Origin of the sequence: Rhizobium sp. CF080 (assembly GCF_000282095.2) — a bacterium.
GTDB lineage: Bacteria > Pseudomonadota > Alphaproteobacteria > Rhizobiales > Rhizobiaceae > Neorhizobium.
The window spans coordinates 72,194-97,791 of sequence record NZ_AKKC02000010.1; the positions used below are offsets into that span (position 1 = coordinate 72,194).

General features: G+C 62.6%; 30 protein-coding genes. 19 read left to right on the forward strand and 11 right to left on the reverse strand.

Annotation, left to right across the window (positions count from 1 at the left end):
• Window positions 1-44: 44 nt before the first annotated feature.
• Together PMI07_RS22805 and PMI07_RS22810 are read left to right on the forward strand one after the other, a co-directional pair.
• On the forward strand, window positions 45-917 hold the full coding sequence (locus PMI07_RS22805; protein ID WP_007761684.1) for a DMT family transporter: 873 nt from the start codon (window positions 45-47) through the stop codon (window positions 915-917).
• Window positions 918-1,004: 87 nt separating this feature from the next.
• A complete protein-coding gene (locus tag PMI07_RS22810; protein ID WP_007761674.1) occupies window positions 1,005-1,748 on the forward strand; it encodes an SDR family oxidoreductase in 744 nt (247 codons plus the stop codon).
• A 42-nt stretch (window positions 1,749-1,790) separates the two neighbouring features.
• On the opposite strand, the gene PMI07_RS22815 is transcribed toward PMI07_RS22810, so the two are convergent.
• Both PMI07_RS22815 and PMI07_RS22820 read right to left on the reverse strand, forming a co-directional pair.
• Window positions 1,791-3,530, reverse strand: a complete 1,740-nt coding sequence (locus PMI07_RS22815; protein WP_007761671.1) for a DEAD/DEAH box helicase — start codon at window positions 3,528-3,530, stop codon at window positions 1,791-1,793.
• A gap of 396 nt (window positions 3,531-3,926) precedes the next feature.
• Window positions 3,927-4,283 carry a hypothetical protein gene (locus PMI07_RS22820; RefSeq protein WP_024164059.1) on the reverse strand — a complete coding sequence of 119 codons (357 nt, stop codon included), beginning with the start codon at window positions 4,281-4,283 and terminating at the stop codon, window positions 3,927-3,929.
• A 457-nt stretch (window positions 4,284-4,740) separates the two neighbouring features.
• On the opposite strand from PMI07_RS22820, the gene PMI07_RS22825 reads away from it, so the two are divergent.
• On the forward strand, window positions 4,741-8,496 hold the full coding sequence (locus tag PMI07_RS22825; protein WP_007763907.1) for a response regulator: 3,756 nt from the start codon (window positions 4,741-4,743) through the stop codon (window positions 8,494-8,496).
• 104 nt (window positions 8,497-8,600) lie between these two features.
• Here PMI07_RS22825 and PMI07_RS22830 read toward each other — a convergent pair whose 3' ends face one another.
• Complete coding sequence (locus tag PMI07_RS22830; protein ID WP_197032553.1) at window positions 8,601-9,104, reverse strand: chemotaxis protein CheD; 504 nt, start codon at window positions 9,102-9,104, stop codon at window positions 8,601-8,603.
• 357 nt (window positions 9,105-9,461) lie between these two features.
• Here PMI07_RS22830 and PMI07_RS22835 point away from each other — a divergent pair, with 357 nt between their 5' ends.
• Window positions 9,462-9,812 carry a hypothetical protein gene (locus tag PMI07_RS22835; protein WP_037088063.1) on the forward strand — a complete coding sequence of 117 codons (351 nt, stop codon included), beginning with the start codon at window positions 9,462-9,464 and terminating at the stop codon, window positions 9,810-9,812.
• Window positions 9,813-9,923: 111 nt separating this feature from the next.
• Here PMI07_RS22835 and PMI07_RS22840 read toward each other — a convergent pair whose 3' ends face one another.
• On the reverse strand, window positions 9,924-10,361 hold the full coding sequence (locus tag PMI07_RS22840; protein WP_024164060.1) for a VOC family protein: 438 nt from the start codon (window positions 10,359-10,361) through the stop codon (window positions 9,924-9,926).
• Between the two features lie 158 nt (window positions 10,362-10,519).
• Complete coding sequence (gene mnmD / locus PMI07_RS22845; RefSeq protein ID WP_037087984.1) at window positions 10,520-11,263, reverse strand: tRNA (5-methylaminomethyl-2-thiouridine)(34)-methyltransferase MnmD; 744 nt, start codon at window positions 11,261-11,263, stop codon at window positions 10,520-10,522.
• On the opposite strand from mnmD, the gene PMI07_RS22850 reads away from it, so the two are divergent.
• The 15 genes from PMI07_RS22850 (at window position 11,262) to PMI07_RS33760 (ending at window position 20,681) form a co-directional block, all read left to right on the forward strand.
• Window positions 11,262-12,452 carry an FAD-dependent oxidoreductase gene (locus tag PMI07_RS22850; protein WP_024164061.1) on the forward strand — a complete coding sequence of 397 codons (1,191 nt, stop codon included), beginning with the start codon at window positions 11,262-11,264 and terminating at the stop codon, window positions 12,450-12,452. The two genes, mnmD and PMI07_RS22850, sit on opposite strands and share 2 nt — an antisense overlap.
• Before the next feature lie 123 nt (window positions 12,453-12,575).
• The gene (locus tag PMI07_RS22855; protein WP_007756022.1) at window positions 12,576-13,283 is read left to right on the forward strand and encodes a DUF1045 domain-containing protein; all 708 of its coding nucleotides are present in this window, start codon (window positions 12,576-12,578) and stop codon (window positions 13,281-13,283) included.
• Window positions 13,284-13,343: 60 nt separating this feature from the next.
• Entirely contained in the window at window positions 13,344-14,201 is an 858-nt protein-coding gene (locus tag PMI07_RS22860) for an AraC family transcriptional regulator (protein WP_007756018.1), read from the forward strand.
• A 194-nt stretch (window positions 14,202-14,395) separates the two neighbouring features.
• A complete protein-coding gene (locus tag PMI07_RS22865) occupies window positions 14,396-15,103 on the forward strand; it encodes an AzlC family ABC transporter permease (RefSeq protein WP_007756014.1) in 708 nt (235 codons plus the stop codon).
• The gene (locus tag PMI07_RS22870) at window positions 15,100-15,402 is read left to right on the forward strand and encodes an AzlD domain-containing protein (RefSeq protein ID WP_007756011.1); all 303 of its coding nucleotides are present in this window, start codon (window positions 15,100-15,102) and stop codon (window positions 15,400-15,402) included. Before PMI07_RS22865 ends, PMI07_RS22870 begins: the two co-directional genes overlap by 4 nt.
• Before the next feature lie 72 nt (window positions 15,403-15,474).
• Entirely contained in the window at window positions 15,475-16,401 is a 927-nt protein-coding gene (gene puuE, locus PMI07_RS22875; protein WP_007756008.1) for an allantoinase PuuE, read from the forward strand.
• Window positions 16,398-16,895, forward strand: coding sequence for a 2-oxo-4-hydroxy-4-carboxy-5-ureidoimidazoline decarboxylase (gene uraD, locus PMI07_RS22880; protein ID WP_007756005.1), 498 nt, complete (start codon window positions 16,398-16,400; stop codon window positions 16,893-16,895). Before puuE ends, uraD begins: the two co-directional genes overlap by 4 nt.
• Before the next feature lie 68 nt (window positions 16,896-16,963).
• Window positions 16,964-17,254, forward strand: a complete 291-nt coding sequence (locus PMI07_RS22885) for a nucleotidyltransferase family protein (protein ID WP_007755989.1) — start codon at window positions 16,964-16,966, stop codon at window positions 17,252-17,254.
• Window positions 17,251-17,613 carry a DUF86 domain-containing protein gene (locus PMI07_RS22890; protein WP_024164062.1) on the forward strand — a complete coding sequence of 121 codons (363 nt, stop codon included), beginning with the start codon at window positions 17,251-17,253 and terminating at the stop codon, window positions 17,611-17,613. The genes PMI07_RS22885 and PMI07_RS22890 overlap by 4 nt, the downstream gene beginning before the upstream one ends.
• A 16-nt stretch (window positions 17,614-17,629) precedes the next feature.
• Window positions 17,630-18,130 carry an ureidoglycolate lyase gene (locus PMI07_RS22895; protein WP_007755984.1) on the forward strand — a complete coding sequence of 167 codons (501 nt, stop codon included), beginning with the start codon at window positions 17,630-17,632 and terminating at the stop codon, window positions 18,128-18,130.
• The gene (gene uraH / locus PMI07_RS22900; protein WP_007755981.1) at window positions 18,127-18,483 is read left to right on the forward strand and encodes a hydroxyisourate hydrolase; all 357 of its coding nucleotides are present in this window, start codon (window positions 18,127-18,129) and stop codon (window positions 18,481-18,483) included. Before PMI07_RS22895 ends, uraH begins: the two co-directional genes overlap by 4 nt.
• A complete protein-coding gene (locus tag PMI07_RS22905; protein ID WP_007755972.1) occupies window positions 18,483-19,232 on the forward strand; it encodes a metallophosphoesterase family protein in 750 nt (249 codons plus the stop codon). Before uraH ends, PMI07_RS22905 begins: the two co-directional genes overlap by 1 nt.
• 61 nt (window positions 19,233-19,293) lie before the next feature.
• The gene (locus PMI07_RS22910) at window positions 19,294-19,581 is read left to right on the forward strand and encodes a type II toxin-antitoxin system prevent-host-death family antitoxin (RefSeq protein WP_007755970.1); all 288 of its coding nucleotides are present in this window, start codon (window positions 19,294-19,296) and stop codon (window positions 19,579-19,581) included.
• Window positions 19,581-19,865, forward strand: coding sequence for a Txe/YoeB family addiction module toxin (locus PMI07_RS22915; protein ID WP_007755967.1), 285 nt, complete (start codon window positions 19,581-19,583; stop codon window positions 19,863-19,865). The genes PMI07_RS22910 and PMI07_RS22915 overlap by 1 nt, the downstream gene beginning before the upstream one ends.
• A 72-nt stretch (window positions 19,866-19,937) precedes the next feature.
• The gene (locus PMI07_RS33760; RefSeq protein ID WP_007755965.1) at window positions 19,938-20,681 is read left to right on the forward strand and encodes a hypothetical protein; all 744 of its coding nucleotides are present in this window, start codon (window positions 19,938-19,940) and stop codon (window positions 20,679-20,681) included.
• A gap of 100 nt (window positions 20,682-20,781) precedes the next feature.
• Here the strand turns inward: PMI07_RS33760 and PMI07_RS22925 are convergent, their stop codons facing one another.
• The 6 genes from PMI07_RS22925 to PMI07_RS22950 all read right to left on the reverse strand — a co-directional run bounded on the left by PMI07_RS22925 (window position 20,782) and on the right by PMI07_RS22950 (window position 25,163).
• Window positions 20,782-21,066 carry a copper-binding protein gene (locus PMI07_RS22925; protein ID WP_007755963.1) on the reverse strand — a complete coding sequence of 95 codons (285 nt, stop codon included), beginning with the start codon at window positions 21,064-21,066 and terminating at the stop codon, window positions 20,782-20,784.
• A gap of 31 nt (window positions 21,067-21,097) precedes the next feature.
• Window positions 21,098-21,574 (reverse strand): plastocyanin/azurin family copper-binding protein, encoded by a 477-nt coding sequence (locus tag PMI07_RS22930; protein WP_037088069.1) that lies wholly within the window; start codon window positions 21,572-21,574, stop codon window positions 21,098-21,100.
• 34 nt (window positions 21,575-21,608) lie between these two features.
• The gene (locus tag PMI07_RS22935) at window positions 21,609-22,967 is read right to left on the reverse strand and encodes a copper oxidase (RefSeq protein ID WP_007755960.1); all 1,359 of its coding nucleotides are present in this window, start codon (window positions 22,965-22,967) and stop codon (window positions 21,609-21,611) included.
• Window positions 22,968-22,982: 15 nt separating this feature from the next.
• Window positions 22,983-24,443, reverse strand: coding sequence for a TolC family protein (locus PMI07_RS22940; RefSeq protein ID WP_007755955.1), 1,461 nt, complete (start codon window positions 24,441-24,443; stop codon window positions 22,983-22,985).
• Window positions 24,444-24,448: 5 nt separating this feature from the next.
• Window positions 24,449-24,664: a hypothetical protein gene (locus tag PMI07_RS22945; RefSeq protein ID WP_007755953.1), complete on the reverse strand. Its 216-nt coding sequence runs from the start codon at window positions 24,662-24,664 to the stop codon at window positions 24,449-24,451.
• Window positions 24,665-24,752: 88 nt separating this feature from the next.
• Window positions 24,753-25,163, reverse strand: a complete 411-nt coding sequence (locus PMI07_RS22950; protein ID WP_037087990.1) for a hypothetical protein — start codon at window positions 25,161-25,163, stop codon at window positions 24,753-24,755.
• Window positions 25,164-25,598 lie beyond the last annotated feature (435 nt).

Below are 25,598 nucleotides of genomic sequence, written 5' to 3' on the forward strand. Positions count from 1 at the left end.
TAAGCAAATCCGTTCTAAAATGGCTTTGCCGGAAATCTCCCACCATGCTCGATCGTCTGGCTCCGGCCCTCTTCGTCTTCCTCTGGTCCACGGGCTGGATCGTCGCGAAATATGCGGCCGTGCACGCCGATCCCCTGACGTTTCTGGCCGGACGCCACGCGCTCGCCGCGGCGGCATTTTTCGTCGTCTGCCTGGTCACCCGGGCAAAATGGCCGAAGAGCCGTGTCCAGTTCGGTCATGCGATCTTCTCCGGCGTTTTCCTGCACGGGCTTTATCTTGCGGGCGTCTGGTACGCGATCGGGCAGGGCGTGCCGGCCGGCCTTTCCGGCATCATCGCCGGGCTGCAGCCGCTGCTGACCGCCATGGTCGCGCCTATTTTTCTCGGCGAGCGCCTCAAGCCGCTGCAGAAGGTCGGCCTGGCGCTCGGTTTCGCCGGTATCCTGATCGCGATCTCGCCGCAGCTTCTCGACGTCTTGGAGCGCGGGCTGGCAGGCCTTGCGGTTCCGGTCCTGATCAACCTCGTCGCCATGACCTCGGTCACCTACGGCACGCTCTACCAGAAGCGCCACCTGCAGGAGGGCGACCTGTTCTCGATCGCGACGCTGCAATTCGTCGGGGCGCTGATCGTCACGATCCCGCTGGCGCTCAGCCTTGAAAACCTGCGCTTCGACTGGACCCATGAGGCGATCTTCGCCATGGCCTGGTCTGTGCTTGGCCTGTCCATGGGCGCCGTCGGCCTGCTGCTCTACCTCATCCGCCGCGGCCAGGTATCCCGTGCCGCCTCGCTCATCTACCTGATGCCGCCGGTCGTGGCGATCGAGGCGGCCATCCTGTTCGGCGAACCGCTGACCTGGCCGATGATCGTCGGCACGGTGATCGTGGTCGCAGGTGTCTACATGGTGAACCGGAAGGCTTGAGGGCGTTTCTCATTCGGTCAGGAAACGGGTGTCGGTGGGCGCCGGGCGGCCTTAGACAGCGGATGTAAAGCCAACAGGAGCTACATCATGCTGACCAACAAGGTTGCCATCGTCACCGGCGCATCAAGCGGCATCGGCCGGGCCGCCGCTCTTCTCTTCGCCCAGGAGGGCGCTGCCGTCGTTGCCAATGCACGCGGCGAGGCGGCACTGCAGAAACTTGTTTCCGAGATCGAAGAGGCTGGCGGCCGTGCGGTTGCCGTGGCAGGCGATGTCGCGGACGAAGAGACCCACCGGACATTGCTCGAAGCCGCGCTCGGCCGGTTTGGCGGTCTCGACATCGCCTTGAACAACGCCGGTACCGTCGGGCCCTATAAGCCGCTCGGGGAGGTGACGGCTGAGGAGTGGCAGCATACCATGACCATGAACCTCACGAGCGCCTTTCTTGGCGCCCGCTCGCAGATCCCGGCCATGCTCGAACGCGGCGGGGGATCGATCATCTTCACCTCCACCTTCGTCGGCACCAGCGTCGGCATCCCCGGCATGGGCGCCTATGGCGCATCCAAGGCCGGGATCATGGGTCTGGTGAAAGGGATTACCGCCGATTATGGCGCGCGCGGCATACGCGCCAATGCGCTGTTACCCGGCGGCACGGACACTCCCATGGCCGGCGACGCGGCACAAAAGGAATGGGCGGCGGGTCTGCATGCCCTCAAGCGCATCTCCCAGCCCGAGGAAATCGCCCAGGTAGCACTGTTCTTGGCGAGCCCGATGGCGAGCTTCGTGGCAGGTTCTGCGCTCTACGCGGACGGAGGGAACGCGGCGGTCAAATGACAAAAAAAGAGGCCGCGTGAGCGGCCTCTTTGCTTTGTTTCCTTACGCAGGGCGGCGTGTGCGGCCCTGCTGGCCGCCGGAGCGGTTGTCGTTGCCGAACTTTACCGGACCCGCGTTGGCGCCATTGGCCGGCCGGGCGGCTTCGACGCGCGGGCCGCGGTTGCTGCGCTGGGCAGCGGGTTCATGGGCGCCGTGTGCGGCATGGGGGTTCTGAGCCCCATTGCCGCCCTTGCGGTGTTCCTTGCGGGGCTCGGTGCGCGCCGGACGGCCTTCGCCATTCTGCGGACCGAACTGCTTCTTGACGGGGCGGAAATCCGACGTGGTCGCCAGGTCGTTGTCGGCTTCCACGCGCGGGGCTCCCTCGCCGCGACGCTGGCCGCGGAAATCGTCGTTACGGCGATTGTCGCGCTGCGGACGATCACCCTGGGGGCGGTCACCATGGGGACGGTCACCATGGGGACGGGCCGGGCGTGCAGGACGATCGCCACCCTCGGCGCCGTCCGCTGCGAAGAACGGCTTGCGGGCCGGACGTTCGCGACGCTCAGGACGGCCTTCGCCGCCGCGACCGCGACCCTGGCCATTGCCGGCGCCACCGCGATTTGCACCGCCGCGATTGTTGCCGCCGCCACGCGACGGACGGCCCATGCCTTCAGGACGCTGCCCGGATGCGGTGGTGATCTCGATGCCCATCAGCTTTTCGATGTCGCGCAGCAGGCCGGTTTCATCCGTCGCGCAGAAGGCGATGGCGATACCGTCGCGGCCGGCACGGGCCGTGCGGCCGATACGGTGCACGTAGGCGTCCGGCACTTCCGGCAGGTCGTAGTTGAAGACGTGCGTCACGCCGGGGATGTCGATGCCGCGGGCTGCGACGTCGGTTGCCACGAGAACGCGGATCTCGTTGTCACGGAACGACTTCAGAGCGCGCTCGCGCTGGCCCTGGCTCTTGTTGCCGTGGATGGATGCGACCTTGAAGCCGATATGCTCGAGATGCTTGGAAAGCTTCTCGGCGCCGTGCTTGGTGCGCAGGAAAACCATGGCGCGGCCATCCGGGTTCTCTTCCAGCGACTTCTTGAGAAGATCGGTCTTGTCGTTCTTGCCGGCGACGAAATGGACGAACTGTTCGACCTTGTCGGCAGCCTTGCCCGGAGGCGTAACGGAGACCTGGACCGGATCCTTCAGGAAGTCGGAGGCAAGATCGGCGATCGCCTTCGGCATGGTGGCGGAGAAGAGCAGGGTCTGGCGCTTGGCCGGGACCATCTTGGAAATCTTGCGCAGGTCGTGGATGAAGCCGAGGTCGAGCATCTGGTCGGCTTCGTCGAGCACCAGGTAACGCACGGTGGTCAGGCCGATGGCGCGGCGCGAGATAAGGTCGAGCAGGCGGCCGGGCGTGGCGACAAGAATGTCGGTGCCCTTCTCGAGCTGCATCTGCTGCTTGTTGATCGACGCACCGCCGACCACCGCATTGATCTTCAGCGGCGTGTTGCGGACATAGCCCTTCAGGCTGGCGGCGATCTGGTTGACCAGTTCGCGGGTCGGCGCAAGGATAAGCGTACGGGTGGTGCGGTTGTCGGGACGCTTCTGCTCCTTGAGGAGCATTTCGATCAGCGGGAGACCGAAGGCGGCGGTCTTGCCGGTGCCGGTCTGGGCAAGGCCGATCATGTCGCGGCCTTCGAGAAGCTGCGGGATCGCCTGGGCCTGAATAGGGGTCGGCGTCTCGTAACCAAGCGCAAACAGGGTGGCTACGAGCTGCTTGGTCAGACCAAGCTCATGGAAATTCGTCAAGTCGAATACCTTTTCGGGGCGCCAAAAGCGTATCGCCGGACTGACACCATGCCGTCCGATCTGCCTTTGGCGTCAAGAACCCCGCGTGAAGTGGGAACTTGCAAGTTGGAAATTGCTCTCCAGCGCTTAAACCCTCCGGGATCGAGGGCGATCTATCTGTGCGCCTTGTTCCTTCTTCGCGGTGTCTTATGACGCGGGGCCAACTCACGCGGCGGCCGGAAGGTGAAAGCTGAAGCGCATTTGGTGGTTTTTCGGGCAAAAGTCAAGCAGATGTTTCGCAATCGCGAAATGGAACGGCCTGCCGGCTGCGCCCGTAGAACGTCTGCGCCAAAGCAAAGAGCCTGTTTCCGCCGGCGACGGAAACAGGCTCTTTGGGCTATGCGATTGCTCGGCCGATCAGCGCGAGCAGACTTCGACGCGATAGGGTTCGCCGTAGCGGTTGCGGCGCCATTCGAGCTCGCAGACCGGCGGGTAGTCACGGTAATAGGCGCGGCGGTAATAAACCGGCGGCGGGGGCGGGGGAGCGTAATCGTATTCCGGCTCCACATATTCGGGCTCAGCATAGGCTGGCCGCTGCGACCCGGCGATGATCGCGCCGCCGATGATGCCGCCGGCAAGTCCTGCGGCCACGCCCGGCCAGACGTTGCGATGGTGGCGGTCGCGGGCTTCAGCCGCCGGAGCCGTCACCGTCAGGGCGCCCGCGACCGATAGTGCGACGAGGCCAAGTGATATCGTCTTTTTCAATGCCGACATGTTTTTTCCTTTCCCTTTTTGTCCTCAAGGGGTGAAGAAATCGTCGCGCCCAAAGGCGGCAGATTGATGAAGATGATTTCCCATTAGTCTGAACGGACGTTCAGCTTGGCGCCGCCTTCGGTTGATTTTTATCAAGCCTGAGCAATCGCTAATGGAAACCGTGGCGAGATCGTGGCGAAATCATGGAGAAGTCTTGGCGAGGCAATTGCTGTCTAAGCCTCGGTTTTTGCTCCGCGATCACGCCCGATCGGCTGCGGTGCGCGGATGTTGAGAATATCGGAACTCGACCTGAGGCTGTATCTCCGTCCCCCAAGCAGGTGCTTCTGATTGACAAATGCCAGAAATGATAAGTCGTACTGTTTCTACAACACGATATTAACACTCGCTATGGTGTTATCAATCGATTGGGTGACAAACGAATCGAGCCGGATATCGGCCGGCACGAGGAGCGGGGACGTTGGACACGGAAAGCGAACTCTTGAAAACGGCGTGCGAGCGGATCAACGATCTCGCCGAGCCCGCCTTCATCAAGGACAGCGCCCTCATCTACGTGGCGGTGAACGCCGCCTATGCACGCCTGTTCGGCATGCATCCGACCGACTTTGCCGGCAATACCAGCCGCGGCCTTGCAGGCGCGTTGGACGATGCCGACCGCAATGAAAAGGAATGCCGGGCGATCGTTTTCGGTACCGATGAAACGGCGCTCTGCTTCGACCGCTCCGGCGTCGTCCGCCACGAGATCCATATCGAGCGTTTCCTGACGGAAGACGACCATACCTATCTTTTCGGCACGTTTGCAGCGGTTCCGGGCATAGGCGCCGTTTCCGAACCGAAGGACGCCGCGCCGATTGCCGGTGTCCCGCGCGTCGTTCCCCCACCCGCCGGTGCCCAGTCCAATAGTGCAAAACCGGTCGCGCCGTTCTCGCCTTTCAACAACGCGCTTCTCGACGATGCCCTCGACATGCTGGAAATGGGCATCGGCATCTACGACAAGCACAACGTTCTGCTCTACTGCAATTCCCAGCTCATCAACCACTTTGCGTCGATCTCGATCGATGTCCAGCCGGGCATCACGCTCAACGATATCCTCGGATTTGCCTATGATCGCCGCCAGCGCGTGTCGCCGGCCAGTTTCGGTCCCGAGGCGCCCAAGAAGGATGCGTGGATCGCCGAGCGGATGAAGCCCTTCGAGCTTCCCTATTCCGAAAGCATCGACCAGCTTTCCGACGGGCGCTGGCTGCGCAGCATCAACAAACGCCTCGAAAACGGCCTGCTGATCGCCATCCGCCACGATGTGACGGAATTCAAGGAGCAGGAAATGCTCCTGCGCGCCCATGTCTCGGAGACGGACCTGTTTCGCGCTGTGCTTGAAGACTTGCCGGTGCCCGTGTTCGTGCGCAACAGCGACCGCCAGCTCACCTATGCCAATGCCGCCTACGAGGCGATGCTCGGCAAGCCCAGAACCCATTTTCTCGGCAAGACCGAAACGGAAATGTTCCCGGACGCGGCCGATCGTTTTCGTATCGAGAACGACCGGGTGATGAAAGGCGAGGACATCGAGAAGTCGGAGGACATCACCTTCCCCGACGGGTCGGTCGTCCCGGTCATCACGCATCTGCGGCGGGTGACCACCGGTGACGGCGCACAAAACCTTGTCGGCTCCCGCATGGACGTCTCCCGCATCAAGGAGGCGCAGAACAAGGCGGAGAAGATCGGCAAGGATCTGCAGACGATCCTGCACACCATGCCGGTCGGCGTGGCGATCCTCGACGAGCAGTTCCTGTTCGAATACGCCAACCCGGCCTTCTATGCCTTCTGGGATGCCGGGGAGCGGTTCGACCTGCCCGGCCGTTCCTACCGGGACTTCCTCAAGGTCAATTTCGACAACGGCGTCTATAGCGGCTCGACGCGCAGCTTCGAGGAAATCTACCAGGATCGCATCGCCGCGCTGACCGACGGCCAGGAACGGCCGCCGATCGAGGTGAAAAGCCGCAACGGTCTGGTAATCGTCATCTCCGGCACCCGGCTTTCCGGCGGAAAGCTCCTGTTGAGCTACATGGACATCACGGCCGTGCGCAAGCGCGAGCAGGAGATCCAGGAGGCCCGCGCGGCATTGGAAACCCACGGCGCGCTGATGCGCGACGCGACGAGCGCCATGTCTCAAGGGTTGCTCATCCTGCATGACGGCGAGATCATCTTCTCCAACGACGCGCTGCCGGCCATGCTCGACATGCCGGTCGAGATGGTGGGCGCCGGAGGCCTGTGGCGCGATCTCTTCCGCTATTGCATCGAACGCGGCGATCTCGGCACGCCCGAGGAAGCGGCGGCGGTGCTCAAGGTCTGGGAAGACAATGTCGAAGCCGGCAAGCCGGTGTTTGCCGCCTTCCGCATTGAGGGCCGCAAGTGGATCCATGTCGAGGCCAAGCTTACCGGCAGCGACCACTGGCTGGCGGTGTTCACAGACGTCACCGAAATGAAACAACGCGAGGAGGACCTGACCCGCCTCCTGCAGCGCGCCGAGGCCGCCGACCGGGCCAAGTCGGAATTCCTCGCCAATATGAGCCACGAGATCCGCACGCCGATGAACGGCGTGCTCGGCATGGCCGAATTGCTCGCCAAGTCCAATCTGGACACCCGCCAGAAGACCTTCATCGACATCATCGTCAAGTCGGGCAATGCGCTTTTGACGATCATCAACGACATCCTCGACTTCTCCAAGATCGATGCCGGCCAGATGAAGCTGCGCAAGGCGCCGTTCGATCCGGTCGAGGCGATCGAGGACGTGGCGACGCTTTTGTCGTCGTCGGCAGCCGAGAAGGATATCGAGCTCATCGTGCGCGGCGACGCCTCGATCCGCGAGACGGTCATGGGGGACGCCGGACGTTTCCGCCAGATCGTCACCAATCTCGTTGGCAATGCGGTGAAATTCACCGAGAAGGGGCACGTGTTCATCGATCTGAGATCGGAGGCGAAAGGCCCCGGCGAGATGATACTGTCGATTCGCATCGAGGATACCGGGCTCGGCATTCCGGATGAGAAGCTGAAATCCGTCTTCGACAAGTTCTCGCAGGTCGATACGTCCTCGACGCGCCGCCACGAAGGCACCGGCCTCGGGCTGGCGATCACCGCCGGCCTCACCGAGCTGTTCGGCGGTTATATCGACGTGACGAGCGAAGTCGGACGCGGCTCCGTCTTCACCGTCCACCTGCCGTTCCAGGTGGTCAGCGAACGCAATGTGCTGACGGCCCTGCCGATCAACACCAGCGGCGCCCGCATCCTCGTGGTCGACGACAATCCCGTCAACCGCCGCATCCTCACCGAACAGCTCACCATGTGGGGCTTCGACACGGTCGCGGCCGACAGCGGCGCCGAGGGTCTGGCGATCCTCAGCGAGGCCGCTCGCATCGGCGTTTTCGTCGACGCGATCGTGCTCGACTACCACATGCCGGAGATGAACGGGCTCGATTTCGCCAAACACCTCAGGCGCGACGCGCGCTTCGACGGTACCGGCGTGGTCTTCCTGACCTCGATGGACATGGCCGGCGACGACAGCATGTTTGCCTCCCTCAACATCCAGGCGCATCTGATGAAGCCGGCGCGGGCCAACCTCCTGCGCAGCACGATCATCGACGTCGTCCGCTCGATCCGTACCAAGCGCCGCGCGGTCGAAGCGGAGCAGGCGGCAACCCGGCCCCAGCCGCGGCCGGTCGTGCAGGCCGTGGCGCCGGTCGCATTGGCCGCACAGCCGCGTTCGACGCCGGTGATAACCGAGGAGCCGGCAGCCCCGGTCTCGACACCGCCCATGCAGGCGGCGCCGACGCTCGACGTGCTGGTGGCCGAGGACAACGAGGTCAACCAGATCGTCTTCACCCAGATCCTGCAGACCACCGGTTGGCTCTTCCAGATCGTTAAGAACGGCGCGGAAGCGGTCGAGGCATGGAAGCAGCACGATCCGGCCGTGATCATCATGGACGTCTCGATGCCGGTCATGAACGGCCATCAGGCGACCCAGAAGATCCGCGAGCTGGAACAGGAGACGGGCACCCATACGCCGATCATCGGCGTCACGGCGCATGCGCTCGAAAGCGACCGCGAACTCTGCTTCCAGGTCGGCATGGACGACTACCTTTCCAAGCCCATCAGCCCGGAGGCGCTGGAAGCCAAGGTGCGCAACTGGCTCGGCGGCGCGATCGTAAGTTCGGTTTCGAACTGAGCCGGAGTTTTCCGGCTCGCAGCGTTTCATCTGCGGCAATGCGGGATTTAACCCTGGCGAAGCGCGCGCTGGACAACTTGGCGCTGGGCTGCCCTAAAAAGCCCCTATCGGGCCGCCCTCGCCATGCCGGGAGCCGAGGAGCCGAGCATTGCATCGGCGGTGACCTTCATCTGCACCCTGCCGGTCGTCGGCTGAAAAGCGATCCAGCGCGCCAGATCGTCGCCGAGGCTGGAATCGACAAGCTTGATGCCCTCTTCCAGAAGGAATCGCCTGGCAAACGCGGAATTGAGCGATCCGGGATCGTAGCCGCCCGATTTCCGCGTGCGGCCGCCAAAAAGCTTGGCCCGAAGGTTTTGGCGTTCGGCGCCGCGACTATAAAGTTCGTCGACCAGCGTGCACATCGCCAGATCGCCATAACGTTCCGGACGCTCGGTGATCTCCAGCCCGCCGCTCGTCGGCAGGATGAAATGGTTCATTCCCCCGATCTTGGTGATGGGATCATAGATGCAGGCCGAGACGCAGGAGCCGAGAACGGTCATCAGGACCGTATCGGGATCGGCAGACACCGCGTATTGGCCGCCAAGCACATGGATAGGGTGGGAGTTCATGAAGTTCATCTAATGCGCCATTCCCGTGTATTATGAGATTATTTTCGCGCAAAAGTATGAAGGTGCCACGCGCACGGGAAGGACCAACAATGAGTGGCGAGAACTTCGGATCAGCACGGGTTTTATAACTCGGGGCAGGGTTTTGACCGTTCTGCGCGTGATTTGAACCGGGGTGAGCCGCTTCACGCGCCGGCGGAGCCTTCCGGCAGGCCGTCCCGGATGCACCCGGCCGGCTGGCATCAGCGCGATCGGTTTTTCCGTTCAGGAACCATTAAGCACGGCATGTGCATTCTCCGGGAATACCCGAGCCTTTTCCTGCCCTTTCAGGCGCGGCCCGGTGAAACGGAGACGTTTGTGATGAAGAAGATGATTGTCTCGGCGCTGATCCTGGCTGCTACCTGCACCAGTGTCGTGTTGCCGGCCGGTGAAGCAGCGGCCCAGCAGTGGGACCGGCACTATGACCGATACGATCGCCGTGGTCCTCCTCCGCCGCGCAGACATCGTAACAACGACGGCGCCATAATCGCCGGCGGCCTGGCCGCGGGCGTCATCGGCGGCCTGATCGGCGGTGCCCTCGCCAATGACGGCGGGCCGCGCTACATCGATCCGCCACCACCGCCCCGGCCGCGCTGCTGGTATGAGGACCGCCGCGTGCGCAACGCCTATGACGGCGGATGGCACATGGAAAGCCTGCGCGTCTGCCAGTAGGTGGTCGCGTGATGTGATGGATGGCAGCCGGTCGTCAGGCCGGCTGTTTTGCGTTGTCGTGGCCAGTGCGGATCCAAATGGTTCAACGGCCGCCATGCGGACAGGCGGCGCTCAGCCGAGTTCCTGGGCGAGCCCGATGAGAAGCTCTTCAGGCCCGCGGATGTAGCAGAGCCGATACACGTCTTTATAGTCTACAACTTCGCCTACGAGTTGCGCGCCGTGCGGGCGGAGCCTTTCAAGCGTCTCGTTGATATCATCCACGGTGAACATGACGCGGAGGTAACCGAGCGCGTTGACCGGGGCGTTGCGGTGATCTGCGACCACGGCCGGATTGATGAAGCGGGAGAGCTCGAGCCGGCTGTGGCCGTCCGGCGTGCGCATCATGGCAATCTCGACATGCTGATCGCCCAGTCCGGTGACCCGTCCGGCCCATTCTCCTTCGATCATCGCCCGCCCCTCGAGGTCGAGGCCGAGTTCGCCAAAGAAATCGATCGCCCCTCCGAGGTCTTCGACGACGATTCCAACATTGTCCATCCGCTTGAGCGCCATGTTTCCAATCTCCCAGGTGTCGTTTCCATCGACGAGGTGTCGTCTCGTCAAACAAAGGACGCTCGAGGTCCGTCAACGCCGACATTCATCCAGGCCAAATTCGCTGCAGCCGCATCAGAAGCCTGAATCATGGACCGCTTCAAACCGACGCCACGTTTTCAAACGGTCTCTGAGGCCTTCGTCCCGCACAACATCTCGCGTTTGCCGGCAAATCCCGGCCGCCGTTCGACGATGAATCCGGCCGATTGCAGATTGCGGCGCACGAAGCCGGCGGCGGCATAGGTGCCGAACGTGCCGCCGGATAAGGTCTTGTCATAGATCGCCTGCATGATTTCCAGCGACCACATGTCCGGATTGCGGGACGGCGCAAAACCGTCGAGGAACCAGGCGTCGAAATTGGCGCTGGCCGCCAAAACACCTTCAAGCGCCGGGCCGCAGACGACCGTCAGCCGGGTCTGGGCATCCGCCTCGATGACGACATGGCCGCCGGGCTCGTCCGGCCAGGCCTCGACCAGCGCCCGCCGTTCCTGATCGATCTCCGGCCAGCGGGCGAGCGCCCGGTCGATTTCGTCCCGCTGCATCGGGTAGAGTTCGAACGAGGTGAAATGCAGCTTGGCGCCTTCGGGGCGATGAAGCTTCCACTGCCGCCAGGTCTCGCAGAAGTTCAGGCCGGTGCCGAAACCGAGCTCGCCGATGCGGAAGGTTTCCTGGCCGGCCCAGCGCTCCGGCAGGCCGTTGCCGGCCAGAAACGTGTGGCCGCATTCCAGCCGCCCGTCGGTTCGGCAATAAAAGTGATCGCCAAATTTCTGGGAATAGGGCATATCGCCCTCATGCCAATCCAGTGTCTGGGCATCCAGAGGCTGGCTGTCGGTCGCGCGAATTTCGGGATGACGATCACTCATGGGACATGCGGATAATCCTGCCGGCTTCGGTGGTCAATCTCATGTCCTCCCATCGTCCGCCGACCTCGTCATCCTCGGTGGTGGCATCATGGGCCTCTGGGCGGCGGTCAGGGCCGAGCGGCTCGGTATCCGCACCCTGCTCGTCGATGCCGGCCCGCTGGGGCAGGGGGCGAGCGGCGGGCTTCTCGGTGCCCTGATGCCGCATATGCCCGACAAGTGGAACGACAAGAAACAATTCCAGTTCGATGCGCTGCTGTCGCTGGAAGACGAGATTGCTGGAATCGAAGCCGAGACCGGCATGGCCTGCGGCTATCGCCGGTCGGGACGGCTGATCCCTCTGCCTAAGCCGCATTTGCGGAAGATCGCGCTCGGTCACTCGGCCGATGCGGAAGCCTGTTGGCGGCGCGGCGAACGCCGTTTCCATTGGCATGTGCTCGACCGTCCGCTGCAAAATGGCTGGCCGGATGCGTCCTTCGCTGCGGCCGGCCTGGTGCACGACACGTTTGCGGCCCGCGTGTCGCCGCGCGGCCTGGTTTCGTCGCTCATCGCCTTCCTTCGCTCGGCCGGCAATGTGCAGGTCGTGGAGGGCCTCGAGGCCCAGACGATCGATCCGGCATCGAATAGGATTATATTCCGCGACGGCGAAAACGTCACCTTCGGACACTGCATCGTCTCGGCCGGCCACCGGTCCTTTCCACTGCTTCAAGGCGTCTCGCCGCCGCTGAAGCACCCGCTCGGCCAGCCAGTCAAGGGGCAGGCGGCGCTGCTCAAGGCGGATGTCGATCCGTCCTTGCCGGTGATCTTCCTGAACGGCCTCTATGTCGTCGCCCATGAGGGCGGCTATGTGGCGATCGGCAGCACCAGCGAGGATGTGTTCGGCGATCCGTCCTCGACCGATTCGCAACTCGACGATCTCATTTTTCGCGCCCGGGCGCTGGTGCCGGCCTTGGCGCAGGCCCCCGTCGTCGAGCGCTGGGCGGGATTGCGGCCGAAAGCGATCGACCGCGATCCGATGGTCGGCGCGCATCCCGATCACGCCCGAGTGATTGCGCTCACAGGTGGTTTCAAGGTGAGTTTCGGCATCGCCCACAAATTGGCGGAGGCGGCGCTCAGCGCCGTGAATGGCCGGGAAATGCGGCTTCCGGCGTCTTTCACGCTCGCCAGTCATCTTGCCGTTGCCTCGCGTTAAACGCGAACTTTCAGCTCCCCGCGTCGTTATTCTGTCACGCAAATCACTTAACCCCCACGGCAGGGATTGTTGAGCAATGCGTAAAATACGGGGTTGCTGGAAAGGACGTTCAGAAGGTGACGCATGCGCTATGCCATACATTTCACGCCTCCGGCGCATGATCCGCTGACGCTTGCCGCGGCCCAGTGGCTCGGCCGCAACGCCTTTTCGGGTGATGCGACGGAGCCGCCGGCCATCCGCGGCATCGGCATCCACGACATCGCCTTCAATACCGCGCTGCCGCGTCGCTACGGTTTCCATGCGACGCTGAAGGCGCCGTTCCGGCTGGCGCCCGACGTCACCGAACCGATGCTGCTGCGCCACCTGATGCGCTTTGCCGGCACCCACAGCCCGTTCGAACTGCCGAAGCTCGAAGTCGTGCGGCTCGGCAATTTCTTTGGTCTGGCGCCGGTCGTCCCCTGCGACACCGTCCGGTTCCTCGCCGCCTCCGTCGTCCAGGAATTCGACAATTTCCGCACCCCGCTGACCGAAGCCGAGCTGGAGCGCAGCGATTCGGGCGATCTTTCGGCGCCGCAATTCGCCAACCTGCACCGCTGGGGCCATCCTTACGTGATGGACGAGTTCCGTTTCCACATGACGCTGACCGGCCCGCTGTTGCCGATCGAGATGCCGCGTTTCGATCTGGCGCTGCGCGACTATTTCGAGCCCTATCTCAAAAAGCCGGTCGAGATCGCCAATCTGGCGCTGTTCATCGAGGAAGAGCCGGGCGCGCCCTTCCAGGTGCATTCGCTGCATCCGATGGGCCGCGTGGCGGCGCGCAAGATCGCCTGAAGGGCCCAAACGATCACTTTTGTTCAAGAGGCCGTCGCGGAAATCTGCTATATCCGCGCGATGCAGAACGTCTCCCAGGAACAGGCCGCTGACCATATGCCGCTCGCACAGGCGGAAACAACCCGCTTCTGGCGCGACACCCGTTTCGGCGGCATGGAATGCCTTACCGCCACGTTCCTCACCCATGAATTCGCGCCGCATGCGCATGACACGTTCAGCATCGGCGCCATCGAACGCGGCGCCCAGGTGGCGACCATTCGCGGCCTGCGCGAAAGCTCGGGGCCGGGCGATCTCTATCTCATCAATCCCGGCGAGATCCACGACGGTGCGCCGGTCGCCGGTGGTTATCGCTACCGGATGATCTATCCGGATGTCGCGCTTTTGCGCGAGATCCTCGAAGCCGTCACCGGCAAATCTTTTGAGGGCACGCCCGCCTTCGGCATCCAGCTCCTCCACGATCAGGCGCTCGCCGACGCTTTCCACGAGGCGCACCGGACGCTGGAGGAGGGTTCCGGCGCGCTCGAAGCCAGCCAGGCGATGTTCCTGGTGCTGGATGCGATGTTCCGCCGCCACGGCAGCTCGATCATCGTGCCGGCCGATACCACGGAGCGCACCGCCGTGCGCCAGGCCCGCGACTACCTGGTCGAGAATTTCGCCTCCGATGTGGGGCTGGAGGAACTTGCCACGGTCGCCGGGCTCAGCCGCGCCCATCTCATCCGCGCCTTCCGCAAGGAATTCCACATCACCCCGCATTCCTTCCTCACCGACATCCGAATCCGCGCAGCGCGCAAACGCTTAAGGGAAGGCGGCCAGCCGGCCGAGATTGCCCTCGAATGCGGTTTTGCCGACCAGGCGCATTTCACCCGACACTTCAAGGCCCGCACCGGGCTGACGCCGGGACAGTATCGGGCCCGCTGATCACTTTCGTTCAAGACGGCTGATGTTGTCCGTTCTAAGCCTCCCCCTCATCCGCCTGCCGGCACCTTCTCCCCGAGGGGAGAAGATATATGCCGCAGCGTCTCGAATCCTCTCCCCTTGGGGAGAGGATGGCCGAGCGAAGCGGAGGCCGGGTGAGGGGGCGACGTACGCCGACATCAGATCAAGGTTATTGGATGAGCAACACTACAAAACTGCAGGACTTCCTCGGCGGCATGCGGGCGATCTCGCCGCTGATCGCCGCCGTCATCCCGATCGGCCTCGTTTTTGGCGCGGTTGCGGCCACCAAGGGACTGTCGCCGGTGGAAACGGGCCTGATGAGCGCGCTGGTCTTTGCCGGAGGTTCGCAATTCGTGGCGATGGATATCTGGAGCCATCCGGCTTCCTGGACCGGCGTCGGTTTCGCAGCCCTGCTGGTCAACATCCGCCACGTGCTGATGAGCGCCTCGCTCGGCACGAAGATGAGCGGTTTCACGCCGCCGACGCGTTACCTGTCGATGCTGTTCCTCGCCGACGAGATCTGGGCGATGGCGGAGTTCCGGGCCAAGGTGGCGCGGCTCACCCCCGCCTGGTTCGCCGGCCTGGTCGCGCCCTTCTACCTCGCCTGGGTGTTTTCGGGACTTGCCGGAGCGGCCCTTGGCGCCTTTCTCGGCGACCCGGTGGTGCTCGGGCTCGACTTCACCTTCCCGGCCGTCTTCATCGTGCTGGTCATGGGTTTCTGGAAGGGGCCGGAAACCGGGGCCGTGCTGCTGGCGAGTGGTGCCGCCGCCGTCGCCACCCAGCATTTCGTGCCAGGTGTCTGGTATATCGCCGCCGGCGCCGGCGCCGGCCTTGCCGCCGCGATGCTGACCGGCAAATCTCAAGATGCCGAGGTGACGCCGTGACCGTCGATCTCGCCACGCTCGTCGCGATCCTCGCGATGGCGGCCGCCACCGTGCTCACCCGCCTGAGCGGCCTCGTCCTCATCCGCCATGTCTCGCTCGAAGGCAGCCGCCGCAAGGCGATCGAATCGATCCCGCCCGCCGTGCTGATGGCCGTCGTCGCGCCGACCGCCTTTGCCACCGGGATTGCCGAAACCTTGGCCTGTGCCGTGACTGCTTTTGCGGCACTTCGCCTACCGATGCTTGTTTCCGTGGCACTTGGCGTCGCCTGCGTCGCCATCCTTCGGGCGCTTGGGCTCTGAGACGACGTTTCCATCTCGACATGGCCGGAACGGGTGCGCTACCGTCCGCGCAGAATTCGTCGAAGGTGACCCATGCAGGCAAAAGACTATCCGCGCGAACTCGTCGGCTACGGCCGCTCCACTCCCGATCCGAAATGGCCGGGCGGCGCGCATGTCGCCGTCCAGTTCGTGATCAATTACGAGGAGGGCGGCGAGAGCTCGATCATGGACGGTGATCCGGCCTCGGAAAACCTGTTGTCGGAAATCGTCGGTGCCGCGCCCTGGCCTGGCCAGCGCAACCTCAACATGGAGTCGATCTACGAATACGGTTCGCGCGCCGGCTTCTGGCGGCTGTTTCGGATGTTCACCGATCTCAAGGTGCAGACCACCGTCTATGGCGTGACGCTTGCCATGGCCCGCAACCCGGAAGCCGTCGCGGCCATGAAGGAAGCCGGCTGGGAAATCGCCAGCCACGGTTATCGCTGGCTGGAGTACAAGGATTTCCCGGAGGCGAAGGAGCGCGAACACATTCTCGAAGCCGTTCGCCTGCACACCGAACTCGTCGGCGAGCGGCCTTATGGCATGTACCAGGGAAAACCTTCCGACAACACGCTGAAACTGGTCATGGAGGAGGGCGGTTTCCTCTATTCCTCCGACAGTTACGCGGACGATCTGCCCTATTGGGTCAAGGGCCTCGATCAGAAACCCTTCCTGATCATCCCCTATACGCTGGAGACCAACGACATGCGGTTTGCGACGCCGCAGGGTTTTAATGCCGGCGACCAGTTCTTCACCTATCTGAAGGATGCCTTCGACGTGCTTTACCAGGAAGGCAAGGAAGGCGCCCCAAAGATGATGTCGGTCGGGCTCCACTGCCGCCTCGTCGGCCGCCCCGGCCGTGCCGCCGCCCTCAAGCGCTTCATCGAATACGTGCTCAGCCACGACAAGGTCTGGATCCCGCAGCGCATCGAGATCGCCAGACACTGGCACGAGCACCATAAGCCGGCGGGCTCGTTATGACCGCCCGCGGGGATTTCATCGCGATGTTCGGCGGCGTGTTCGAGCACTCGCCCTTCATCGCCGAGCGGGCCTATGATTCCGGGCTGATGCTGGTGCCGCTGACGTCCAAGAGCGTGCATGATGCGCTCACCTCGATCTTCCGTCGGGCAAGCCGCGAGGAACGCCTCGGCGTGCTGCGCGCCCATCCGGATCTTGCCGGAAAGCTCGCCATTGCCGGCGGACTCACCGAGGACAGCAAAAAGGAACAGGCCGGCGCCGGGCTCGATCGGCTGAGCGCCGCCGAGCATGCCCGCTTCACCGAACTCAACACCGCCTATACGGAAAAATTCGGTTTCCCGTTCATCATCGCGGTCAAGGGCCTGACCAAGGACGACATTCTCGCGGCCTTCGAGAAGCGGATCGACAATTCTGCAGACGAGGAGTTCGACACCGCCACCGCCCAGGTGGAAAAGATCGCCCTCCTGCGCCTGCAATCGCTGCTGCCGGGACATTGAGGTCTTGGACGCTGCTTTCCTCAATCCTCTCCGTCGCTTATATTGGCGATATCAGGAGTGACGCCGTCATGAGACCGTCGGAAGTGCTGGAAAAGAACCGGGAAGCGATCCGCGAAGCGACAAAACGCTTCAACGCGACGAACCCGCGCGTCTTCGGCTCCGTGGCCCGCGGCGAGGACGGACCGGACAGCGATATCGACATCCTTGTCGATGCGCTTCCCGGCACCACCCTGTTCGATCTAGGCGGGCTGCAGGACACGCTCGAAACGCTGCTGAAGATCAAGGTCGATCTCGTCACGTCCGGGGGTATCCGCCATTCGATGCGCGACCGGATCCTGTCGGAAGCTTCTCCCATATGAGTGCGGATCGGCTGAGGGAATATCTCGACCATATGCACTCCGCAGCACTTCAGGCCTGCGAGTTCGTCGCTGGGATGGAGCAGGAAACGTTTCTCGGCGACATTCGCACGCAGATGGCGGTCGGCATGGCGTTGATCCTGATCGGCGAGAGTGCCGCCAGGATCATGACCCATCATCCAGACTTTCCCGTCGATCACCCGGAAATTCCCTGGTCGAAAATGAAGGGCATGCGCAATTTCGTCGTCCATGACTATTACGAGCTGGAGCTTCCCATCGTTCTGGATACGGTGAAACCCCCCCTGCCGCTGCTGGTTTCTCAGCTCGACTCCCTGCGCAACTGGCGTGCCCAGGGCGAATGATTGAAGGCGTATAAATTTGACCGAATATCTTGAAATCCTGCCCCTCACCAAACAAGCCTTCGCTCCCTTCGGCGATGTCATCGAGGCCGATCCGGCGACCATGCGGCTGATCAACGGCGGAACGACCGAGCGCTATCATGCGCTCGCTGAGCCCGTGGTGATCGGCGAGCCCGAGCGGCTGATCTTCAGCATCTTCCGCAGCAAGCCGCGGCAGTTCCCTTACGCGATCACCATGATGGAGCGGCATCCCTTCGCCAGCCAGAGCTTTTCGCCGATCTCGGGCCAGCCGTTCCTGATCGCGGTTTCCCATGACGAAGAGGGCCAACCGGGCAAGCCGCAGGTTTTCCTCGTGCAGCCGCACCAGGGCGTCAATTATTTCCCCAAGGCCTGGCACCATCCGCTGATGGCGATCGGTGTCGTCAGCGATTTCCTGGTGGTGGACAGAGACAATACCTCTGCGAACTACGAGGAGGCCTTCTTCGAAACCCCGTATCTCGTCGCGGAGCCGAGCCTATGACCGGCCTCACCACCCATGTTCTCGACACTGCGAGCGGCAAACCGGCCGAGGGGCTGTCGATCGATCTCTACCGGCTGAACGGCGAGACACGCGAAAAACTCAAGACTGTCGTCACCAACAGCGACGGCCGCGTCGATGGCGGGCCGATCCTGATCGGTGAGACCTTTCTTGCCGGCGAATACGAACTGGTCTTTCACGCCGGCGCCTATCTTCGCGCCCGCGGCGTCGCGCTCGACGAACCGGCCTTTCTCGACGTGATCCCGATCCGCTTCGGCATTTCCGACACGACGGCGCATTACCACGTGCCGCTGCTGCTCTCGCCCTACGGTTATTCCACCTATCGGGGGAGCTGATGCGCTTTGCCGCGATCGCCGACATCCATGGCAACTGCGCGGCGCTCGAAGCCGTGCTCGCCGATATCCATGCGCAGGGCATCACCGACATCGTCAATCTCGGCGATTGCCTCAGCGGCCCGCTTGAAGCCGGGCGAACCGCCGACCTGCTGCTCCTTCTCGATACGATGGCGACGCTGACGGTGCGCGGCAATCACGACCGCTATCTGATCGAGAACCCGGCGGACGCCATGCCGTCCTGGGAAGTGCATGCCTTTTCCGAGCTCGCGCCGCGTCACCTGCAGTGGCTGCGCAAACTGCCGTTCAGCGCCGTCTATCGGGACGAGGTCTATCTCTGCCATGCGACGCCGCAATCGGACAACGTCTATTGGCTAGAGCAGGTGTCCAGCGAAGGCCATGTCTTTCTAAAAGCTCTGGAAGAGATCGAGGCGCTGGCGCAAGGCATCGAGCAGCCGCTGATCCTGTGCGGCCACAGCCATATTCCACGGGCGGTGCAATTGTCCGACGGCCGGCTGATCATCAATCCCGGCAGCGTCGGCTGCCCGGCCTATGACGACGACACGCCTTACTTCCACAAAGTGGAGACCGGCCACGCAATGGCGTCCTACGCGATCCTGGAAAAGACGTCCGCGGGCTGGACACCGCAGTTCCGCAACGTGGCTTACGACCATCTGGCGATGTCGCGCCTCGCCGCCGAAAACGGCCGCGCCGACTGGGCGGTGGCGCTCGCCACGGGCAGGGCTGGGTAGAGTAGATTGATTTCGGCTGCGACATGTACTATTTATCGTACAAGTAATTTTGGAGGCAACCATGCGCACCGTCATGTTTTCCCAAGCCCGGCAGGAGCTTGCCAGCCTTCTTGACGAGGTCTCGAACGACCGCGCGCCAATCGAGATCATGCGCCGGGACAAGCCTTCGGCCATCCTGATCGACAAGGACGAGTATGAAGGCATGCTGGAGACGTTGCACCTGATGTCGACGCCCGCCAATGCGACGCGGCTGATGGAGGCGATCGCCAATGTCAACGACGGCTCCAACCTAATCGTGCATGACCTTATCGAGCCTGAGGACTACGTCCCGAATAAGAAGGCGGATTGATGCCTCCAGGGAAAGCCTACCTGCTCGTCTGGGAGCCGGATGGCTGGCGCGAGTATATTTTCTGGCAGGAGACCGATCCCAAAATCGTCGTCCGGATCAACGAGTTGATCAAGGACGCCTTACGTCATCCGTTCGAGGGTATAGGCAAGCCCGAGCCCTTGCGCAATCAGCTCAAAGGGCATTGGTCCCGCCGGATAACCCAGGAACACCGGCTCGTCTACCGCGTGGAGAACAGCGATGATCAGCCGAGGTTGATCATCCTCCAATGCCGTTTCCACTACTGAACCGCTCTTCGCGAAACCTTTCGGCAATCCTTCCCTCCGATACTTCTTTCCGATTCGACAGGAGAGATCGTCATGGCTCAAACGCGCGGCAAATCCGGTTCTCGGCGCAGAAGCGCGCCCAAGCGGTCGTCGGGCTCCGGCTCGACGCTCTGGCCCTGGCTCGGAGCGCTGGCCGTGGTGGCTGGCGGCATCGCGCTTCATGAAAATTCCGCGGAGGCGAGGCGTTTCGTCGCCGGCCTGACTTCGGGCAAAACGGTCCAGGTCGCGGCAAAGCCGGTGCCGGCAAAATCCGTCCAGGCAAGTTCAGGCCCGTCTCATCGGCCAGTGCCGCCGAAACCCGCGGTCGCTCCGGACCAGAGCCACACCGCCGCGATCATCCCGCCGGCGCCGATCGGCAAACCGATACTCGAGGAGATCCAGAAACCCGCCGAACCGCCGAAGAGCAACGAGAACCTTGCCGGCGCCTATGAGGCGAAATTCTATCTGTGCGGCTCGGCCAAGCAGGACGACTGCGTCGTGGCCGCCGACCGTTTCGTATTCCATGGCCAGAAGATCCGGCTGGTCGGCATCGAGGTGCCCGACATCAAGAAGCCGCGCTGCGAGGCGGAGCGGATCAAGGCGAGCGATGCCGAGCTGCGGGTGCGCGCCTTCCTCGATTCGGGGCCGTTCGAACTGGTCACCTGGCAGGGCAACGAGGACGAGGTCGAAGGCCACAAGCTACGCGAAGTGACGCGCAACGGCCGTTCGCTTGCCGACGTCCTTGTCAACGAGGGCCTGGCCAAGCGCCCGGGCGCGGGCAAGGGCGGCTGGTGCTGACATCGCAGCACAGGCCAATCCAGACGTCGATGAGGGTTTGTGCCGTTCGGCTGTAGTCGTGGGAGGCCGCGCCCTTCTTGGAAAGCGCGGCCGCTCAAGCTTACTTTAGCTGGGTAACGGTCAGCTTGCCATTGACGCGCTCAGCCACGAACTGGACCTTGGTACCTTCTTTCAGCTTCGCCAGCAGTGCATCGTCCTTGACCTCAAAGACCATGGTCATTGCGGGCATTTCGAGGCCCTTCAGCTCTTCGTGGATGAGCGTGACCTTCTTGGTCTTCGTATCCAGCTTCTTGACGGTGCCCTTGGTGAATTCCTGGGCGAACGCACCAGTGGCGGATGTGAGTATGAGTGCTGTGGCGAGGGCGATCCTGGTCATAGTGCTCATTTGAAGCTCCTTCTCTCTCTCTCTCTCTCTCTTACTTGGCTACGGCGACGTCGCCGTGCATACCGGCGTCGTAGTGGCCGGGAACGAGGCAGGCGATCTTGAAGGTTCCGTCATTCGTAAATTTCCAGACGATCTCGCCGGACTTGCCCGGCTTGAGGCGGATGGCGTTCGGGTCGTCGTGTTCCATCTCCGGGAACTTCTCCATGACGGCCTTGTGCTCCATCACCTTGTCTTCCTGGTCGAGAACAAATTCATGGTCGAGTTCGCCCTCGTTCTTGACGGTGAAGCGAATGGTCTGGCCTTTCCGGACTTTGAAGTTGTTCGGCGTGAAGACCATCTTGCCATCCGGCGTTTCCTTCATGCTGACACGGATCGTCTGAGTGACCTTCGACTTGTCACCAGGTTCACCAACAGCCATGGCTTCGCCGTGATCGCCAGCGTGGTTACCCGAAGCGAGAACCGGGGTGGCGAGGGAGGCCAGGAGGAGGCCAATGATTGCTCTTTTCACGTTCAAGTCCTTCAGTTGTTTTGGGAGCATTTGGTCAGCCGTGATCCGAATGTTTCGGAGGTGACTGGGTCTTTGCGTCTTTGGCCTTGGTCGCGTCGGGAAGACTTCCCGTCCACTCCCAGGCCTGGGTGCCGGGCGGGTTCTCGTACCAGCCCGGATAGGTGTAATCGCCCGCCGAGATGCCCTCGCGGACTTTCACCACGGAGAACATGCCGCCCATCTCGATGGGGCCGTGCGGACCCCAGCCAGTCATCATGGGAACGGTGTTTTCCGGGATTTCCATCGACATCTCGCCCATATCCGCCATGCCTGCGGTGCCCATCGGCATGTATTCTGGACGGAACTGCCTGATCTTCTTGGCGACCTCCTTCTTGTCGACACCGATGAAGGTCGGGATTTCGTGGCCCATCGCGTTCATCGTGTGGTGCGACTTGTGGCAATGGATCGCCCAGTCGCCGACGTGCTTGGCATCGAACTCGTACGCCCTCATCGCCCCGACCGGGATGTCGATGCTGACCTCCGGCCAGCGGGCTTCAGGTCGCACCCAGCCACCGTCGGTGCAGGTCACCTCGAAGTCGTAGCCATGCATGTGGATCGGGTGGTTGGTCATCGTCAGGTTGCCGACGCGGACGCGGACCCTGTCGTTCTTGGAGACCACCAGCGGATCGATGCCCGGAAAGACGCGGCTGTTCCAGGTCCAGAGATTGAAGTCGGTCATCTCCATCACCCGCGGCACGTAGGTGCCGGGATCGATGTCATAGCCGCTGAGCAGGAAGACGAAATCGCGGTCCACCGGCATGAATGTCGGATCCTTGGGATGGACGACGAAGAAACCCATCATGCCCATCGCCATCTGGACCATCTCGTCCGAATGCGGATGGTACATGAAGGTCCCGGACTTCACGAGATCGAACTCGTAGACGAAGGTCTTGCCGACAGGGATGTGTGGCTGCGACAGGCCGCCCACGCCATCCATGCCGGATGGCAGGATCATGCCGTGCCAGTGGACGGTGGTGTGCTCGGGCAGCTGGTTTGTCACGAAGATGCGGACGCGGTCACCCTCCACGGCCTCGATCGTCGGGCCCGGCGACTGGCCGTTGTAGCCCCAGAGATAGGCGGTCATGCCTTCCGCCATCTCGCGCTCGACAGGTTCGGCGACGAGGTGGAACTCCTTGACGCCGTTGTTCATCCGGAACGGCAGGGTCCAGCCGTTGAGCGTCACGACGGGATTGTAGTCCGGGCCGACCGAGGGCTTCACGGGTGCCTGGGTTGCTGCCGAGTCCATGACGGCAGCCTCCGGCAGGCCCATGTTGGAGGTCTGGCTCCACGACTGGGAGGAGACGAGGGCGGCACCGGCGGCACCTGCTCCCAGCAATTGTCTTCTACTGAACATTCTCGTTTTCCTTTCTCAGTGTCCGCCAGCCTCGGCCTCTTCGGCCGATGCGACTTCTGTCTCTGCCGCAGCCGAACCCGTGGCTCCGCCGTAGATGACAGGAGCGAGGTTTGCCTCGGCGAGCCAGAAGTCGCGCTTGGCTTTGACGGCGAGGATGGTGGAATCGATCTTCTCGCGGGTATCGGCGATCAGTTCGAAGGTGCTGGTGATCATGCCGTTGTAGTTGAGCATCGACTGCTGCTCGATCGCGTTGCGCAACGGAAGGACGTTGTTCCGGTAATGCCTCGCGATGTCGTAGTTCGACTTGTATGCCAGGTATGCGGAGCGGGCTTCGGACCGGACATTGACGGCAAGCTCGGCCAACTGGTTGGCGGCCCGCATGTAGGCCAGTTCCCCCTTGCGCAGTCGGGCCTGACCGGAATCGAAGATCGGGATCGTGAACTCCAGGGAGGCAGTCTTCGAGATGTCGGACAGGATCTTGCCGTCCTCGCGCTCCCGCTCCTTCTCCCACGTGCCGACAAGTTCGATGTCGGTGACGATGCGCGTGACATCTTCAAGCTTGTAGGACTGGGCTGTCGCCTGCAGCTCGAGCCGTGAGACTTGCAGGTCCATCCTCTTGTGGATGGCCTCCGCCTCGATGTCGTCACGCTTGATCAACGCCTTCGGCAGGTTCGGGAGACGGTTCGGTATCTGGAACTCGATGTCCGAGCCGGAAAGCCCCATCAGTCGGATGAGCTCTTCCTTGGCAAGCTTTGCTTCCAGGCGGGCCTTCGCCGCCTCGCCCGTCAGCTCGGCATAAAAGACATGCTCCCGAGCCTGTTCCGCCTTGGGCATTGAACCAGCTTCGCCGATTTTCTTCGCGAGCTCGGAAGCCGCGTCGGCAGCTACCTTGGCCTGGTTGAGATAGGCCACGTTCTCCCATGCCGCGACGGCGCTGATCCAAGCCCGGCGGGTTTCAGCCGCAAGAGAGACGGTGGCGATCGCCGCTTTGAGCTGGGCCTGCCGGAAACGGTTGTCCGCGAGCTTGATATTCCTGTCGTAGGTCGCCAGCGCCAGGATGTTGGAGGCGATAGCGCCTTCAAGGACGCGATAGGCTTCAAGTCCGGGGGTTCCGATGCCGGTCAGGCCGACCGAGAATGTCGGGAAGACCGAGAGCTGCGTCTGCCATGCATCGGCGGCGCTGTCGCCCAGATCCGCATACGATGCCTGGAGGCCCTTGTTGTTCAGGAGCGCAACCTGGACGGCGGTCTCCACGTCGATGGTCTTCCTGGCCATCAGCGCCTTGACCCGCTCCCTGGTTGTCTGGGCCTGCTTCTGGTTCTGAACCCAGACCGTCTGTTTCCCGGTAGCCTCGTTGCCTTTCAGGGAAGCGTTCGCGAACCCTGCGTCGGTGGCGGAATAGTCAGTCGTGACGCATCCTGCCGCAACAAGAGGAAGGATGAGGGAGGAGAGCAGCTTGAGAGAACGTAAGATCATCGCGCTCACCCCCTCTTCGGAGTTTGGGCGTCGTTGAGACCGCGCCACGGTTTGGGGTCCACGGGGATGCGATGGGTGTAGCTTCCGATGGGGCTCTGGTAGCGCACCGGAGCTGCGTAGGCGGAATCTGGATTGTCGGCGGAGTCTACGACTTCCGGCAGGGCTGAGGCGCAGCCGCTCGCGAGGAGCGGCAGTGCGGCCACCAGGAGCATTCTTCTCATGATGAAATTCCGAGTATGAGATCGCATTCGCGCTCACGCCCTTGCGGACGTGAATGCGCGTCAAAACCCGCCCGAGCGGGTGCTCAACTCAGATGTTGGGTGGCCTGTGGAGGCTGGGACGCGTGCCGTGAACCCGGCCGTCATCAAAGACGCGCAAAGCCGAAGATACCGCGACGGGACCGATGGCCTGGCAGGATGACGGAAGCGCAACGCTGAAACAGAAGTCCTGGCAGCAGTTCTTCTTCATCTGCTTGCCCGGATCCGTTCCGCCATCAGCATCGGAAGTGTGATGCCCAGCATCGGCCCTTTCCACGGTCGCTCCGTGGTCATGACCGTCGGAATCGTGGCCGTTCGAAGTTGCCGTGACAATATCGGCGAAGGCTGTTCCATGCATGGCCGCATAGACGTTCGGCATGGTGTAGCCGACCAGCGACGCGATGATCGCCAGCCTGATCAAAACCAGCAGCTTGCTGCATATGATTCGATACATCGCTTCCATGAACCTAAGGCTACATGCGGTCTAGCCGCACTTTAACCACGAGAAATCAATTGCCGAAGTTCGAGTCCTTTGTGTGGCGGGTTTCGGCGAAGGAATGAGTGAGGCTTCCCACATGGGAAGGTCAATAGCCTTCTTGAATGTGGACATTCCTGTTCACGGGCGTTTGCCCGCGGACCGTGGCCTCGGCCGTCGGCGAACACTCAAAGCAGGCGGAGACCATCACGGCCGCGGCATCGCTGGAGACTGCTGCTCGGGCATGCACTGCTGCCCTCACTCCATCCTTGGAGCATTCTTTCGAAGCCCGGATGCCGTTTGCCGGCGCATTCAGAAATCCTGTTTCTAGGCCCATGCAAATAATGCCGCCTAATCCAAGGTGAGCAGGCGAGGTATCGTCCTTGCATGAATGTCAATGTTAGCGACATCAGGCTGGTCGCG

Bases quoted from the DNA above. Each gene is read 5' to 3' on its own strand.
- PMI07_RS22805 (WP_007761684.1), top strand. From the start codon at position 45: ATGCTCGATCGTCTGGCTCCGGCCCTCTTCGTCTTCCTCTGGTCCACG.
- PMI07_RS22810 (WP_007761674.1), top strand. From the start codon at position 1,005: ATGCTGACCAACAAGGTTGCCATCGTCACCGGCGCATCAAGCGGCATC.
- PMI07_RS22820 (WP_024164059.1), bottom strand. From the start codon at position 4,283: ATGTCGGCATTGAAAAAGACGATATCACTTGGCCTCGTCGCACTATCG.
- PMI07_RS22830 (WP_197032553.1), bottom strand. From the start codon at position 9,104: ATGAACTCCCACCCTATCCATGTGCTTGGCGGCCAATACGCGGTGTCT.
- PMI07_RS22835 (WP_037088063.1), top strand. From the start codon at position 9,462: ATGAAGAAGATGATTGTCTCGGCGCTGATCCTGGCTGCTACCTGCACC.
- PMI07_RS22840 (WP_024164060.1), bottom strand. From the start codon at position 10,361: ATGGCGCTCAAGCGGATGGACAATGTTGGAATCGTCGTCGAAGACCTC.
- PMI07_RS22850 (WP_024164061.1), top strand. From the start codon at position 11,262: ATGGGACATGCGGATAATCCTGCCGGCTTCGGTGGTCAATCTCATGTC.
- mnmD (WP_037087984.1), bottom strand. From the start codon at position 11,263: ATGAGTGATCGTCATCCCGAAATTCGCGCGACCGACAGCCAGCCTCTG.
- PMI07_RS22855 (WP_007756022.1), top strand. From the start codon at position 12,576: ATGCGCTATGCCATACATTTCACGCCTCCGGCGCATGATCCGCTGACG.
- PMI07_RS22860 (WP_007756018.1), top strand. From the start codon at position 13,344: ATGCAGAACGTCTCCCAGGAACAGGCCGCTGACCATATGCCGCTCGCA.
- PMI07_RS22865 (WP_007756014.1), top strand. From the start codon at position 14,396: ATGAGCAACACTACAAAACTGCAGGACTTCCTCGGCGGCATGCGGGCG.
- puuE (WP_007756008.1), top strand. From the start codon at position 15,475: ATGCAGGCAAAAGACTATCCGCGCGAACTCGTCGGCTACGGCCGCTCC.
- uraD (WP_007756005.1), top strand. From the start codon at position 16,398: ATGACCGCCCGCGGGGATTTCATCGCGATGTTCGGCGGCGTGTTCGAG.
- PMI07_RS22885 (WP_007755989.1), top strand. From the start codon at position 16,964: ATGAGACCGTCGGAAGTGCTGGAAAAGAACCGGGAAGCGATCCGCGAA.
- PMI07_RS22890 (WP_024164062.1), top strand. From the start codon at position 17,251: ATGAGTGCGGATCGGCTGAGGGAATATCTCGACCATATGCACTCCGCA.
- uraH (WP_007755981.1), top strand. From the start codon at position 18,127: ATGACCGGCCTCACCACCCATGTTCTCGACACTGCGAGCGGCAAACCG.
- PMI07_RS22905 (WP_007755972.1), top strand. From the start codon at position 18,483: ATGCGCTTTGCCGCGATCGCCGACATCCATGGCAACTGCGCGGCGCTC.
- PMI07_RS22910 (WP_007755970.1), top strand. From the start codon at position 19,294: ATGCGCACCGTCATGTTTTCCCAAGCCCGGCAGGAGCTTGCCAGCCTT.
- PMI07_RS22915 (WP_007755967.1), top strand. From the start codon at position 19,581: ATGCCTCCAGGGAAAGCCTACCTGCTCGTCTGGGAGCCGGATGGCTGG.
- PMI07_RS33760 (WP_007755965.1), top strand. From the start codon at position 19,938: ATGGCTCAAACGCGCGGCAAATCCGGTTCTCGGCGCAGAAGCGCGCCC.
- PMI07_RS22925 (WP_007755963.1), bottom strand. From the start codon at position 21,066: ATGAGCACTATGACCAGGATCGCCCTCGCCACAGCACTCATACTCACA.
- PMI07_RS22935 (WP_007755960.1), bottom strand. From the start codon at position 22,967: ATGTTCAGTAGAAGACAATTGCTGGGAGCAGGTGCCGCCGGTGCCGCC.
- PMI07_RS22940 (WP_007755955.1), bottom strand. From the start codon at position 24,443: ATGATCTTACGTTCTCTCAAGCTGCTCTCCTCCCTCATCCTTCCTCTT.
- PMI07_RS22945 (WP_007755953.1), bottom strand. From the start codon at position 24,664: ATGAGAAGAATGCTCCTGGTGGCCGCACTGCCGCTCCTCGCGAGCGGC.
- PMI07_RS22950 (WP_037087990.1), bottom strand. From the start codon at position 25,163: ATGGAAGCGATGTATCGAATCATATGCAGCAAGCTGCTGGTTTTGATC.